An 11,968-nucleotide genomic window follows, 5' to 3' on the forward strand; every position below is an offset into this window, starting at 1 on the left:
TGACTATCCCCATAAATTGGAAATTATTCAAGCTTGAAATTTCATGCTTGAAATTATTTTGATGCGGTGACACCATGAGCAAGGTCAAACGGGAGTGTGCCTGATGAAGATCGCTTGTCTTGGAGGAGGACCCGCCGGTCTCTATTTCGCGATCAGCATGAAGCTGCGCGATCCCGGCCACGACATCACGGTTATCGAGCGCAACAAGGCCGACGACACATTCGGCTGGGGTGTGGTTCTCTCAAGTGAAACGCTATCCAACCTTGCTGCCAACGATCCCGTGAGCGCCGATGCGATCCGCGAACATTTCGCCTATTGGGACGATATTGCCGTTCACTTCAAGCAGACCGAAACGGTGTCGACCGGCCACGGCTTTTGCGGCATCGGGCGCAAGACGCTGCTGATGCTGCTGCAGAACCGAGCACGGGAACTTGGCGTAACGCTGCAGTTTGAAACATCTGTTGAAGACATCGCCGCGCTTGCGCAGGATTACGATCTGGTTGTTGCCGCTGACGGGTTGAATTCGCGTGCCCGCTCAACATTTGCGACGCACTTCAAGCCAGAGGTCGATACACGCAAATGCAAGTTCGTCTGGCTTGGCACACGCCAGAAATTCGACAACGCCTTCACGTTCATCTTCGAGGAAACCGAACACGGCTGGCTCTGGGCGCATGCCTACCAGTTCGATGCTGATACGGCGACCTTCATCGTCGAATGCAGTCAGGAAACCTGGGATAAATTCGGCTTTGGCGCCATGAGCCAGCAGGAGTCGATCGCAGTCTGCGAGCGGATTTTCGCCAAATACCTTGACGGTCACGCGCTGATGACCAATGCCAACCATATCAGAGGTTCCGCCTGGATCAGTTTCCCGCGCGTGCTGTGCGAAAAATGGTCCCATGACAACGTGGTCCTGCTTGGCGATGCGGCAGCCACCGCACACTTCTCCATTGGTTCCGGCACGAAGCTGGCGCTGGAAAGCGCGATTGCCCTTGCCAATTATCTCCACACGGAAAAGTCCGTTCAGGACGCATTTGCCAAGTACGAGGACGAACGGCGGCTTCAGGTACTGCGCCTGCAGTCGGCAGCGCGCAATTCGCTCGAATGGTTCGAGGAGGTCGAGCGCTATTTCGATCTTGACCCTGTTCAGTTCAACTATTCGCTTTTGACGCGTTCCCAGCGCATCAGCCATGAGAACCTGCGGCTGCGCGACAGGACGTGGCTGGGAAGCGCCGAAGCGTGGTTTCAGGAAAAGTCCGGGGCGAAGAGGGGAACGCAGCGCGCACCGATGTTTGCACCCTTCAAGCTGCGCGACATGGCATTGAAGAACCGCATCGTGGTCTCGCCCATGGCGCAGTACAAGGCCGTTGACGGAACACCAGGTGATTGGCATCTCGTGCATTATGGCGAGCGCGCCAAGGGCGGTGCGGGTCTGGTCACCATCGAGATGACCTGCGTCAGTCCGGAAGGGCGGATCACGCCCGGCTGCACCGGCATGTATACGCCGGAGCACGAAGCGGCATGGAAGCGGATTGTCGATTTCATCCATGCGGAAACCGAAGCGAAGATCAGCTGCCAGCTTGGCCATTCCGGGGCGAAGGGATCGACACGCCTTGGATGGGAGGGAACGGACGTGCCTCTGCCTGACGGCAACTGGCCGGTTCTTTCAGCGTCCGATCTGCCATGGTCAGCGGACAACCAGATCCCCACCGCGATGAGCCGCGCGGACATGGATCGTGTGCGGGACCAGTTCGTGGCATCGGCCGAAATGGCTGACCGGGCCGGTTTCGACATGCTGGAAATCCATGCGGCGCACGGCTATCTGCTGTCGTCGTTCATAACACCCGTCATGAACAACCGCACGGACGCCTATGGCGGGTCTCTGGAAAACCGCATGCGCTATCCCCTGGAGATATTCCGGGCGGTACGTCTCGTCTGGCCGTCGGGAAAACCGATATCCATGCGCATTTCCGCCAATGACTGGGTAGGCGAGAAAGGCATTACTCCGCAGGATGCCGTTGATATCGCGCGGTTATTGCAGGAGGCGGGTGTCGATATCTGCGATGTGTCGGCCGGACAGACCTCGATAGACGCCAAGCCGGTGTATGGCCGCATGTTCCAGACGCCTTTCTCGGACCGCATCCGCAACGAGACGGGTATGGCAACCATGGCCGTCGGCAATATCTATGAGCCGGATCATGCCAATTCCATCCTGCTGGCGGGCCGTGCCGATCTTGTCTGCCTTGCCCGCCCGCATCTGGCCGATCCGTACTGGACCCTGCATGCGGCCGTGGCGCTGGGTGACAAGGGCGTGGCCTGGCCAAAACCCTATTATCCCGGACGCGACCAGATGTACCGGCTGGCTGAGCGAGCCGAAGTCATCGCTCCCATCGAGGGCGCGTAGATGACACGGTCACTCCAAGGCAAAGTCGCATTGGTCACCGGCGGCGGTTCCGGGGTTGGCGCTGCAATCGCGCTTGCCTTGGCTGATGAGGGAGCCCGGGTGGTGATCGCGGGGCGCCGGATGGATGCCTTGAATGAGATAGCGGCACAATCAGAACGCATTATTCCGATCGTCGTCGATGTCACTGATGAAGGCTCGTCCCGCCAGCTATTTGATCGTATCCGCAGCAATGTTGGTCCACTTGATATCGCCATAGCCAATGCCGGGTCGGCCATCAGCACGCCATTCCAGAAGCTTGACCTTGCAACATGGAAAAGCCAGATCGACCTCAACCTCACCGGCGTGTTCCTGACCTTCCAGCATGGATTGCCGGACATGCTGGCGAAGAATGGCGGGCGGCTGATTGCCATCGCTTCAACGGCGGGCCTGAAGGGGTATCCCTATGTGGCGGCCTATGCCGCAGCCAAGCACGGCGTGATCGGGCTGGTGCAGTCGCTGGCACTGGAACTGGCGAAATCCGGGGTGACAGTCAATGCTGTCTGTCCCGGCTTCACCGAGACGCCCATGCTCGAGCGTTCGATTGAAACCATCATGCAGAAAACCGGCAAGAGCCATGCGGACGCCGTTGCCGCGCTTGTTGCATCCAATCCGCAGAAACGGCTGATCCAGCCGCAGGAGATTGCGCAGACGGTGCTCTGGCTGTGCGGGCCGCATTCCGGCTCGGTCACAGGGCAGGCAATATCCGTTTCAGGAGGCGAAATATGAGCAGCAAGACCAGTCCATCCGCCTCCCGCAAACCGGAGCCCGAGCGCGTGAAACAGAGCCTGCGCGTCTGGCTGAAAATGCTCAAGGCCACCAAACACGTCGAGGCGGTCGTGCGCGAAAACCTGCGGGTCGAGTTCGATACGACCCTGCCGCGTTTCGATGTCATGGCGGCGCTCTACCGCTTCGAGGAAGGGCTGAAAATGAGCGAGCTCTCCTCGGCGCTCAGGGTTTCCAACGGCAATGTCACCGGCATTATCGAGCGGCTTGTGTCAGATGGCGCGGTGCTGCGGGTGCCTGTTGCGGGCGACAAACGCGCCATGCTGGTCCGGCTGACGCAGCGGGGCCGGGATGAGTTCGCCCGGATGGCGGCCGCCCATGAGCTCTGGATCAACGAGATTTTCGGCAGTCTGCCGACGGATATTTCGGCCGGGCTTCTCGCCACGCTGGATACAATCGAGCATGCGCAAGGACTGTACAGCGAGGGGGAACACGATGCGTGAGATGGCAAACTACAAGGCGACCCATTTCAAATGGCGTGTCACAGACGGCATTGCTGTGGTCTCGCTCGACCGGCCGGAGCGCAAGAACCCGCTGACGTTCGACAGCTATGCCGAGCTGCGCGACTGTTTTCGCGCGCTCGTCTATGCGGATGACATCAAGGCTGTGGTTTTCGGCTCCAATGGTGGCAATTTCTGCTCGGGCGGCGATGTGCATGACATTATCGGACCGCTCCTGAAGATGGACATGAAGAGCCTGCTCGAATTCACCCGCATGACGGGGGATCTGGTCAAGGCCATCGTGCATTGCGGCAAGCCTGTTATCGCTGCCGTAGACGGTGTGTGCGTGGGGGCCGGAGCCATCATCGCCATGGCGTCTGACTTGCGTCTTGCAACGCCCGCAGCCAAAACCGCATTTCTTTTCACGCGCGTCGGACTTGCCGGCTGCGATATGGGTGCTTGTGCCATCCTGCCACGGATCATCGGTCAGGGTCGGGCAGCTGAGCTGCTTTACACCGGGCGCAGCATGTCCGCCGAAGAGGGCGAGCGTTGGGGCTTTTACAACCGCATTGTCGATGCGGAAGCGCTGGACGACGAGGCGCTGAAACTGGCGAGGCGGCTCGCCGACGGGCCGACATTCGGCCATATGATGACCAAGACGATGCTGAACCAGGAATGGTCCATGTCGATCGATCAGGCCATCGAGGCGGAAGCCCAGGCGCAGGCCCTGTGCATGCAGACCCAGGATTTCCAGCGGGCCTATGATGCCTTCGTTGCGCATCAGATCCCTGTGTTCAAGGGCGATTGAGATGATTGATCGCAGCTTCCTTTCATGGCCTTTCTTCGATGATATCCATCGCCAGCTTGCCGATGAGGTGGAGCAATGGGCCACCGACAATACAGGTCACATTGATCACGAGAATGTCGATGATGCCTGCCGAGGGCTGGTTGCCAAGCTTGGAGAGGCCGGTCTTCTCAAACACACTGCAGTTGATCCTGTTGCCGGTGGCAAGCTCGACGTGCGCAGCCTTTGCATCATTCGTGAAACGCTGGCGCGGCATGACGGTCTGGCGGATTTTGCCTTTGCCATGCAGGGGCTCGGCACCGGCGCGCTCTCCCTGTTTGGAGGCGATATGCAGAAGCAGGAGTGGCTCGCGAAAACGCGGGCAGGCAAGGCGCTTTCAGCCTTCGCACTCAGTGAGCCGCAGTCTGGATCCGACGTCGCCAATCTTGAATTGTCGGCCGTGCGTGATGGGGACAGTTTTGTCCTCAACGGCGAAAAGACCTGGATTTCCAATGGAGGCATTGCCGACGTCTATACGGTGTTTGCCCGCACCGGCGAGGGGGAGGGTGCCAAGGGCATTTCTGCTTTCGTCGTCCCTGCGGATACGCCGGGCCTGATCATTGCCGAACGTCTTGAAGTTATCGCGCCGCATCCGCTGGCGCGGCTGGTCTTCGACAATTGCCGGATACCGGCATCCGCGCTGATCGGTTCGCCGGGGCAGGGCTTCCGCATTGCCATGTCGGTGCTTGATGTTTTCCGCTCGACTGTGGCTGCGGCCGCTCTGGGTTTTGCCCGCCGGGCGCTCGAGGAAGCGGTCAAGCGGGCCAATGGCCGCCACCTCTTTGGTGCGCCGATGTCCGAGTTGCAGATGGTGCAGGGGCATATTGCCGATATGGCGCTGGATATCGATGCGGCCGCGCTGCTGGTCTACCGGGCGGCGTGGCTGAAGGACAGCGGCGCTGAACGGGTCAGCCGGGAAGCCGCTATGGCCAAGCTCTATGCCACGGACCGCGCGCAGAGCGTGATCGACAAGGCGGTTCAGATTCATGGCGGCGATGGCGTGCGCAAAGGCAGTGTCGTCGAGCGCCTCTACCGGGAAATCAGGGCATTGCGCATCTATGAAGGTGCGTCGGACGTACAAAAAATAATCATCGCAAGGCATGAACTTGCAAGGGGATAAAGCGAATGTTGGGACCATCGGCGCATACGGATCACTTTACGCGGGATAATCTTCCTCCGTTCGAGGAATGGCCGGAACTGCTGATGGATAATTTCCAGTACCCGGAATGGCTGAACGCTGCCGTGGAACTGACCGACGCGATGGTGGCCAAGGGTTTCGGTGACAATACGGCGCTGATCGGCAATGGCCGCCGCCGGACCTACAAGGAACTGACAGACTGGACCAACCGCATCGCCCATGCGCTGGTGGAAAATTACGGCGTTGAGTCGGGTAACCGTATTCTCATCCGCTCCGCCAACAATCCGGCCATGGTTGCCTGCTGGCTGGCGGCGACGAAGGTCGGTGCCGTCGTCGTCAATACCATGCCGATGCTGCGGGTCGGCGAACTCACCCAGATTGTCGACAAGGCGCAGATATCCCTTGCTTTGTGCGACACGCGTCTGCTGGAAGACATGGAAACCTGCGCGAAAACAAGCCAATTCCTCAAACGCGTTGTCGGCTTTGACGGCACGGCCAATCACGAGGCGGAACTGGACCGGATCGCGCTCGACAAATCCGTGCGTTTCGAGGCGGTGAGGACCGGCCGTGACGATGTTGCGCTGCTTGGCTTCACATCGGGCACCACGGGCGAGCCAAAGGCGACGATGCATTTTCACCGCGATCTTCTGATCATCGCCGATGGCTATGCGAAGGAAGTGCTGGGTGTTCGCCCCGATGATATATTCGTGGGATCGCCGCCACTCGCCTTCACCTTCGGTCTTGGTGGACTGGCTATCTTTCCCCTGCGGTTCGGCGCAGCGGCGACCCTGCTGGAACAGGCAACCCCGCCCAAGATGATCGACATCATCGAGACTTACAAGGCAACGATCAGCTTCACGGCGCCGACCGCCTATCGGGTCATGCTGCAGGCGATGAACGAGGGCGCCGACCTTTCCTCGCTGCGGATTGCAGTGTCGGCGGGCGAGACACTGCCGGCGCCTATCTACGAAGCATGGATGCAGAAGACGGGAAAGCCGCTGCTGGACGGCATCGGTGCAACGGAAATGCTGCACATCTTCATCAGCAATCGGCTGGAGGATTCGGGGCCGGGCAAGACGGGCAAGCCGGTCAGCGGTTATCAGGCCGTTATCGTCGATGAGGCGATGCAGGAAATGCCGCGCGGCGAGATTGGCAGGCTTGCTGTACGCGGGCCCATTGGCTGCCGCTATCTGGCGGACAAACGCCAGACGAATTATGTGCGCGACGGCTGGAACCTGACCGGCGACTCCTTCTTTGAGGACGAGGATGGCTATTTCCATTTTGCCGCCCGATCCGACGACATGATTATCTCTGCCGGTTACAACATTGCCGGTCCGGAAGTGGAGGCGGCATTGCTCGCTCATCCCGATGTCAGCGAATGTGCTGTCATTGGCGCTCCCGACGAGGAGCGCGGCCAGATCGTCCAGGCCCATGTCGTGCTGCGGGCCGATGTTGCGGCCGGTGACGAAACGGTCAAGCGCTTGCAGGACCACGTCAAACAGGTCATAGCGCCGTACAAATATCCACGCTCCATCAAATTCCTCGATGCGCTGCCGAAGACGGCTACGGGGAAAATACAGCGTTTTCAATTGCGCAAGGCATATCAGCAATAGCGTCAGGCACAGGACGCGGCTCAAAGAGAAATCAGGTAGGAAACCGGAATGGCAGAGATCATACATCCGCAGGGCTGGCCAGCGGCAAAGGGATATTCGAACGGTATGGCAGCCGAGGGGAAGGTCATCTTTGTCGGCGGACAGATCGGCTGGACCAAGGACCAGATGTTCGAGACCGATGATTTCGTTGAGCAGGCCGAGCAGGCCATGCGCAACATTGCCGATGTGCTGGCAAGTGCGGGTGCTGAGACGACCGATCTCGTACGGCTGACGTGGTTCATCACCGACAAGAAGACCTACGTGGCGGAACAGAAGCGGTTGGGCGAAGCTTACCGCCGTGTCTTCGGCCGGCACTATCCGGCCATGACCCTGGTACAGGTTGTTGCCCTGCTGGAAGACCGCGCCCTGATTGAGATCGAGGCAACGGCCGTCATTCCTGCCCGCTGATTACTCGGGCAGGAATGACTGGATGGTTCCTATGCTGCCTTGCTGGCTGCAAGAAATGCCAACTTGGCCGGAATGGCCAGCAGCTTGGAGCGCTCGACCCGTTCCGGCGTGTAGTGGTGTTCGACATCAAGGCAATTGACGGTGCCGAGCAGCTCGCCTGCAATCACCACGGGAATGTTGATGACCGAGCCGCAACCGAGCGCCCAGATCGTTTCATGATCGGAAAACACGGTGGCAATGTCGGCAATCGTATTGGCAACGAATGACTGCCTGTCCTTGTGCACCGTGTCGAACCAGCGGTCGTAGTGGATCGGCTTGGTGCCGGACACCGGATAGCTCTCGGCATCGGAGGTGTATTCGCGGCGGGCCAGCTCGTTCTTCATGTCGACGGTCATGATGGTGAACAATTTCGCGCCGATCAGCTTTTGTGAGAGCACTTGCAGCGCCTGCCAGGGTCCATCAGCCTGCGTATCATTGGCAATGCGTGCATCAAACTCGGCCAATGCAGTTGCTATTTCATCATGTGTCATTTTCATTTCCTTGGGAATGTCAATTTCAACCGGCATGCGCGACGCTGATATCCATCAGTTCCCGCGAATAGGTTTGCTTGAGCGCACCGCGCTTGAGTTCGGTCACATCGGCTATTTCAACGATCCGTCCATGGCGCATCACCGCCAGGCGGTCGCAGAGAAACGATACGACGGGCAGGTTATGGGTCACCATGAGGAAGGTGAGGTTCTGTTCGCGGCGCAGACGCTTCAGCAGGTTGAGAATCTCAGCCTGAACAGAGACATCAAGCGCCGAGGTCGGCTCGTCCAGCAGCAGAAGCTTGGGTTCAAGCATCAGTGCGCGGGCGATGGCCACGCGCTGGCGCTGACCGCCGGATAGTTGGTGCGGATAGCGGAAGCGGAATTTGCGATCGAGCCCTACCGCCATAAGAATGTCTTCGACCCTGCCGTTCTGATTGCCGATACCATGGATGGCCAGTGGTTCGCTCAGGATGGCATCGACGGTCTTGCGCGGATGCAGCGAGCCGTAGGGGTCCTGAAACACCATCTGGCAATGCCGGGCGAAATGCTGGTCGATGCCGTGGCTGCGTGGTTGGCCGAAAGCGGTCATTGAGCCGGTCCATTGCGGAGCAAGCCCGGCAATCGCCTTCAGGACCGTTGACTTGCCGGAACCGCTTTCGCCGACCAGCGCAAAGCTTTCACCCTCCGCGATGTCGAGGCTGATGCCGTGGGTGATCTGCGTCTCGCCATAGGAAATATCGAGATCCGTGAGGGAAAGCGCGATCATTGTGCCACCCATGCGCTGCGGTCGAGAACGGGCAGTTCATCACGCGTTTCATCAAGCCGAGGAATGGCGGCAATCAGCCCGCGCGTATAAGGATGCACGGCGTTGCGCAATTCGCCCGCCTTGCATTCCTCGACGATCTTGCCGGTGTTCATCACCAGAATACGGTCACAATAACTCGACACGAGGTTGAGGTCGTGGCTGATGAAGATCAGGCCCATGCCTTTGCGTTTGACCTGCTCGTCGATGATATCCAGAACCTGTGCCTGCACCGAAACGTCGAGGGCCGAGGTTGGCTCGTCGGCGATCAGAAGATCGGGCTCGGGGATAAGCATCATGGCGATCATCACCCGCTGTCCCATGCCGCCGGAAATTTCGTGCGGGTAGAGGCTGGCGACGCGTTCGGGATCATCAATGCGCACAGCATCCAGCATTGCAAGCACACGCTGACGGGTTTCCCGGCGCGGCAGGCGCTGGTGGGTTTGCAGTGCTTCGGCAATCTGCTCGCCCACGGTCATGACGGGGTTGAGCGAGAATTTGGGGTCCTGCATCACCATGGAGATGCGGGCGCCGCGAATATTGCGCATTGCCCTTTCCGACTGGCTGAGCAGATCGATCCCGTCGAAACGGAACGTGTCCGCACGGATCGTTCCCGGTGCGCGGATGAGTTTGAGGATTGCACGCCCGGTCATCGATTTGCCCGAGCCGCTTTCGCCGACAATGCCGAGCCGTTCGCGGCCAAGCGTGAAGGAGACACCTCGCACCACGTCGATAGCGCCCTTGTGCGTGGGGAAGGAGACACGCAGGTTTTCGATCTCGAGCAGGGGCGTATTCAACGCTGTTCTCCACTCTTGGGATCAAGGACATCGCGCAGGCCGTCTCCGAGAAAGCAGAAGCCGAGACTGACAATGATGATGGCAAAGCCCGGCATGGTGGCAACCCACCACTGGTCGAGAATGAACGAGCGGCCACGCGCGATCATCGCGCCCCATTCGGGAAGGGGAGGTTGCGCCCCAAGGCCAATGAAGCCGAGACCCGCAGCCGTCAGGATGATGCCGGCCATATCGAGCGTCACACGCACGATCATCGATGAGGTGCACAGTGGCAGGACATGGCCGAGAATGACCCGCAGGGATGATGCGCCCTGCAGGCGGATGGCGGAAATGAATTCAGCGTTCTTGAAGGTGAGCGTTTCCGCGCGGGCGATGCGGGCGTAGCCGGGCCATGAGGTGATGGCGATGGCAATGATGGCATTCTCGATGCCGGGTCCAAGAGCAGCGACGAGCGCCAGTGCCAGAATGAGTTTTGGCATCGAAAGAAAAATATCGGTGACGCCCATGAGAATACGGTCAATCCATCCGCCGAAATAGCCTGATATGGCACCGATGATCAGTCCGGCCGGTGCTGCCAGAACCGCGACCAGCACGACGATGACAAGGGTGATGCGTGCGCCGTAGACAACGCGGGACCAGATATCCCGGCCCAGTTCGTCGGTGCCCATCCAGTTGATACCGCCGGGCGGCAAAAGGCGCTGCGCCAGATCCTGCTTCAGTGGATCATGGGTTGCGATCAGGGGTGCGAAGATTGCCGTCAGGATCAGCACCATAATGATGATCGCGCCGATGGCAGCCAGAGGATTGCGCGAAAGGGCGCCGCATATCCGGTAGAGGCGACCGAGCCGGGCCTGCAGGCGCGAGGCAGGGCTGTCATCAATCAGCCAGCTGTGGACGTTTGCCATCAAGAGCTCCTAACGCGCACGGGGATCGAGGACGCGGTAGAGCACGTCGGAAATCTTGTTGATGCCGATGAAGACGGCGCCGATCACCAGCGTGGCTCCGAGAACGGCGGACATGTCGGCATTGAGCAGCGCCACGGTCAGGTAATTGCCGATGCCCGGCCAGGAGAAGATCGTCTCGATCATCACCGAGCCCTCCAGCAGGCCTGCATAGGAAAGGCCGATTACGGTGATCAAGGGAACAAGAATGGGACGGAAGGCATGGCGCCAGATGACCAGCCGCTCCGGGACGCCCTTGACGCGCGCGGTCGTCACATATTCCTGCGACAGCTGGTCGAGCATGAAGGAACGCGTCATGCGCGCAATATAGGCAAGGCTGAAGAACCCGAGCACGGAGGCGGGCAGTGCCAGATGCCAGAGTGCATTGAAGAAGATCTCGGTTTCACCGGCAAGCAGGCTGTCGATCAGCACGATCCCAGTGACCGGGTCGACGAGGCCATCGTAGAAAATATCCAGCCGCCCCGGTCCGGCAACCCATTTCAAGCGCGCATAGAACACGGCAAGACCGACGAGACCGAGCCAGAAGGCGGGCACCGCATAGCCCAAAAGCCCGATCACACGGATGGCCTGATCAACAAGGCTACCCCGGCGGCTTGCCGCATAGACCCCCATGGGGACACCCAGCAGGACGCCGATGATGATGCCGAGGGTTGCCATTTCAAGGGTTGCCGGAAAGACGCGTTTCAGGTCGTCGAGAACGAGCTTGCCTGTCGACACCGATGTGCCGAGATCACCCGACAGGACCGAACCGACATAGTGGATGAACTGGATGGAAGCCGGTTGATCCAGCCCCATCTGTATCCGTGCCGCCTCGTAGACAGCGCGCGGTGCCCGGTCACCCACGACTGCCAGAACCGGGTCGATGGGAACGACGCGACCGATGAAGAAGGTGATTGCCAGAAGCCCGAGGAAGGTGATGAGCACGGAGATGATGAACCCGGCGAGCCCCAGCAGCAAACGGGCGCCACGGCTCTTGCGGAAGCTTCGCCGCCTGACCGGCTTGGCGGCAATGTCTGCGAGTGTTTCGGATTCGAATGCCAAATCCAGAGCCTTCCCCTTTTGACACACGGGGTGACCCATGCTTGTCGACTGTTCCCATAGATCCCCGGTCTGAAATTCAGGTGCGGCCCGAACCCGCCGAAGATTCTGCTTGGACCATACAAAAAATTTTGCTT

The 11,968-nt window shown here is 59.6% G+C and carries 12 protein-coding genes; 7 read left to right on the forward strand and 5 right to left on the reverse strand.

The genetic code is table 11. From position 1 onward, the window contains the following. The first annotated feature begins 103 nt into the window (after positions 1–103). The 7 genes from FHW16_RS17450 to FHW16_RS17480 are packed head-to-tail and all read left to right on the forward strand — an operon-like array spanning position 104 to position 7,705. Entirely contained in the window at positions 104–2,401 is a 2,298-nt protein-coding gene (locus FHW16_RS17450; RefSeq protein WP_182550502.1) for a bifunctional salicylyl-CoA 5-hydroxylase/oxidoreductase, read from the forward strand. After that, on the forward strand, positions 2,402–3,166 hold the full coding sequence (locus tag FHW16_RS17455) for an SDR family NAD(P)-dependent oxidoreductase (RefSeq protein WP_182550503.1): 765 nt from the start codon (positions 2,402–2,404) through the stop codon (positions 3,164–3,166). After that, positions 3,163–3,666 (forward strand): MarR family winged helix-turn-helix transcriptional regulator, encoded by a 504-nt coding sequence (locus FHW16_RS17460; RefSeq protein WP_182550504.1) that lies wholly within the window; start codon positions 3,163–3,165, stop codon positions 3,664–3,666. Before FHW16_RS17455 ends, FHW16_RS17460 begins: the two co-directional genes overlap by 4 nt. Continuing rightward, on the forward strand, positions 3,659–4,471 hold the full coding sequence (locus FHW16_RS17465) for an enoyl-CoA hydratase family protein (RefSeq protein WP_182550505.1): 813 nt from the start codon (positions 3,659–3,661) through the stop codon (positions 4,469–4,471). The genes FHW16_RS17460 and FHW16_RS17465 overlap by 8 nt, the downstream gene beginning before the upstream one ends. Position 4,472: 1 nt before the next feature. After that, on the forward strand, positions 4,473–5,627 hold the full coding sequence (locus tag FHW16_RS17470; RefSeq protein WP_182550506.1) for an acyl-CoA dehydrogenase family protein: 1,155 nt from the start codon (positions 4,473–4,475) through the stop codon (positions 5,625–5,627). A 5-nt stretch (positions 5,628–5,632) separates the two neighbouring features. Next, on the forward strand, positions 5,633–7,258 hold the full coding sequence (locus FHW16_RS17475; RefSeq protein ID WP_182550507.1) for an AMP-binding protein: 1,626 nt from the start codon (positions 5,633–5,635) through the stop codon (positions 7,256–7,258). A 48-nt stretch (positions 7,259–7,306) separates the two neighbouring features. Next, positions 7,307–7,705 (forward strand): RidA family protein, encoded by a 399-nt coding sequence (locus tag FHW16_RS17480; RefSeq protein ID WP_182550508.1) that lies wholly within the window; start codon positions 7,307–7,309, stop codon positions 7,703–7,705. A gap of 29 nt (positions 7,706–7,734) precedes the next feature. On the opposite strand, the gene FHW16_RS17485 is transcribed toward FHW16_RS17480, so the two are convergent. Genes FHW16_RS17485 through FHW16_RS17505 form a run of 5 tightly spaced genes read right to left on the reverse strand, consistent with a single transcriptional unit; the run spans position 7,735 to position 11,744 of the window. Further along, positions 7,735–8,235 carry a GAF domain-containing protein gene (locus tag FHW16_RS17485; RefSeq protein ID WP_182550509.1) on the reverse strand — a complete coding sequence of 167 codons (501 nt, stop codon included), beginning with the start codon at positions 8,233–8,235 and terminating at the stop codon, positions 7,735–7,737. A gap of 25 nt (positions 8,236–8,260) precedes the next feature. Next, positions 8,261–9,001, reverse strand: a complete 741-nt coding sequence (locus FHW16_RS17490; RefSeq protein WP_182550510.1) for an ABC transporter ATP-binding protein — start codon at positions 8,999–9,001, stop codon at positions 8,261–8,263. Beyond that, positions 8,998–9,834 (reverse strand): ABC transporter ATP-binding protein, encoded by an 837-nt coding sequence (locus tag FHW16_RS17495; RefSeq protein ID WP_182550511.1) that lies wholly within the window; start codon positions 9,832–9,834, stop codon positions 8,998–9,000. The genes FHW16_RS17490 and FHW16_RS17495 overlap by 4 nt, the downstream gene beginning before the upstream one ends. Then, the gene (locus FHW16_RS17500) at positions 9,831–10,736 is read right to left on the reverse strand and encodes an ABC transporter permease (protein ID WP_182550512.1); all 906 of its coding nucleotides are present in this window, start codon (positions 10,734–10,736) and stop codon (positions 9,831–9,833) included. Before FHW16_RS17500 ends, FHW16_RS17495 begins: the two co-directional genes overlap by 4 nt. A 9-nt stretch (positions 10,737–10,745) precedes the next feature. Beyond that, entirely contained in the window at positions 10,746–11,744 is a 999-nt protein-coding gene (locus FHW16_RS17505; protein WP_432652046.1) for an ABC transporter permease, read from the reverse strand. Between the last annotated feature and the right edge of the window lie 224 nt (positions 11,745–11,968).

Source organism: Phyllobacterium myrsinacearum (genome assembly GCF_014138285.1).
Classification (GTDB): Bacteria; Pseudomonadota; Alphaproteobacteria; order Rhizobiales; family Rhizobiaceae; genus Phyllobacterium; species Phyllobacterium myrsinacearum_A.

Excerpts from the sequence above, each read along its gene's own strand:
- FHW16_RS17450 (WP_182550502.1), top strand. The coding sequence starts at position 104 with ATGAAGATCGCTTGTCTTGGAGGAGGACCCGCCGGTCTCTATTTCGCG.
- FHW16_RS17455 (WP_182550503.1), top strand. The coding sequence starts at position 2,402 with ATGACACGGTCACTCCAAGGCAAAGTCGCATTGGTCACCGGCGGCGGT.
- FHW16_RS17460 (WP_182550504.1), top strand. The coding sequence starts at position 3,163 with ATGAGCAGCAAGACCAGTCCATCCGCCTCCCGCAAACCGGAGCCCGAG.
- FHW16_RS17465 (WP_182550505.1), top strand. The coding sequence starts at position 3,659 with ATGCGTGAGATGGCAAACTACAAGGCGACCCATTTCAAATGGCGTGTC.
- FHW16_RS17470 (WP_182550506.1), top strand. The coding sequence starts at position 4,473 with ATGATTGATCGCAGCTTCCTTTCATGGCCTTTCTTCGATGATATCCAT.
- FHW16_RS17475 (WP_182550507.1), top strand. The coding sequence starts at position 5,633 with ATGTTGGGACCATCGGCGCATACGGATCACTTTACGCGGGATAATCTT.
- FHW16_RS17480 (WP_182550508.1), top strand. The coding sequence starts at position 7,307 with ATGGCAGAGATCATACATCCGCAGGGCTGGCCAGCGGCAAAGGGATAT.
- FHW16_RS17485 (WP_182550509.1), bottom strand. The coding sequence starts at position 8,235 with ATGACACATGATGAAATAGCAACTGCATTGGCCGAGTTTGATGCACGC.
- FHW16_RS17490 (WP_182550510.1), bottom strand. The coding sequence starts at position 9,001 with ATGATCGCGCTTTCCCTCACGGATCTCGATATTTCCTATGGCGAGACG.
- FHW16_RS17500 (WP_182550512.1), bottom strand. The coding sequence starts at position 10,736 with ATGGCAAACGTCCACAGCTGGCTGATTGATGACAGCCCTGCCTCGCGC.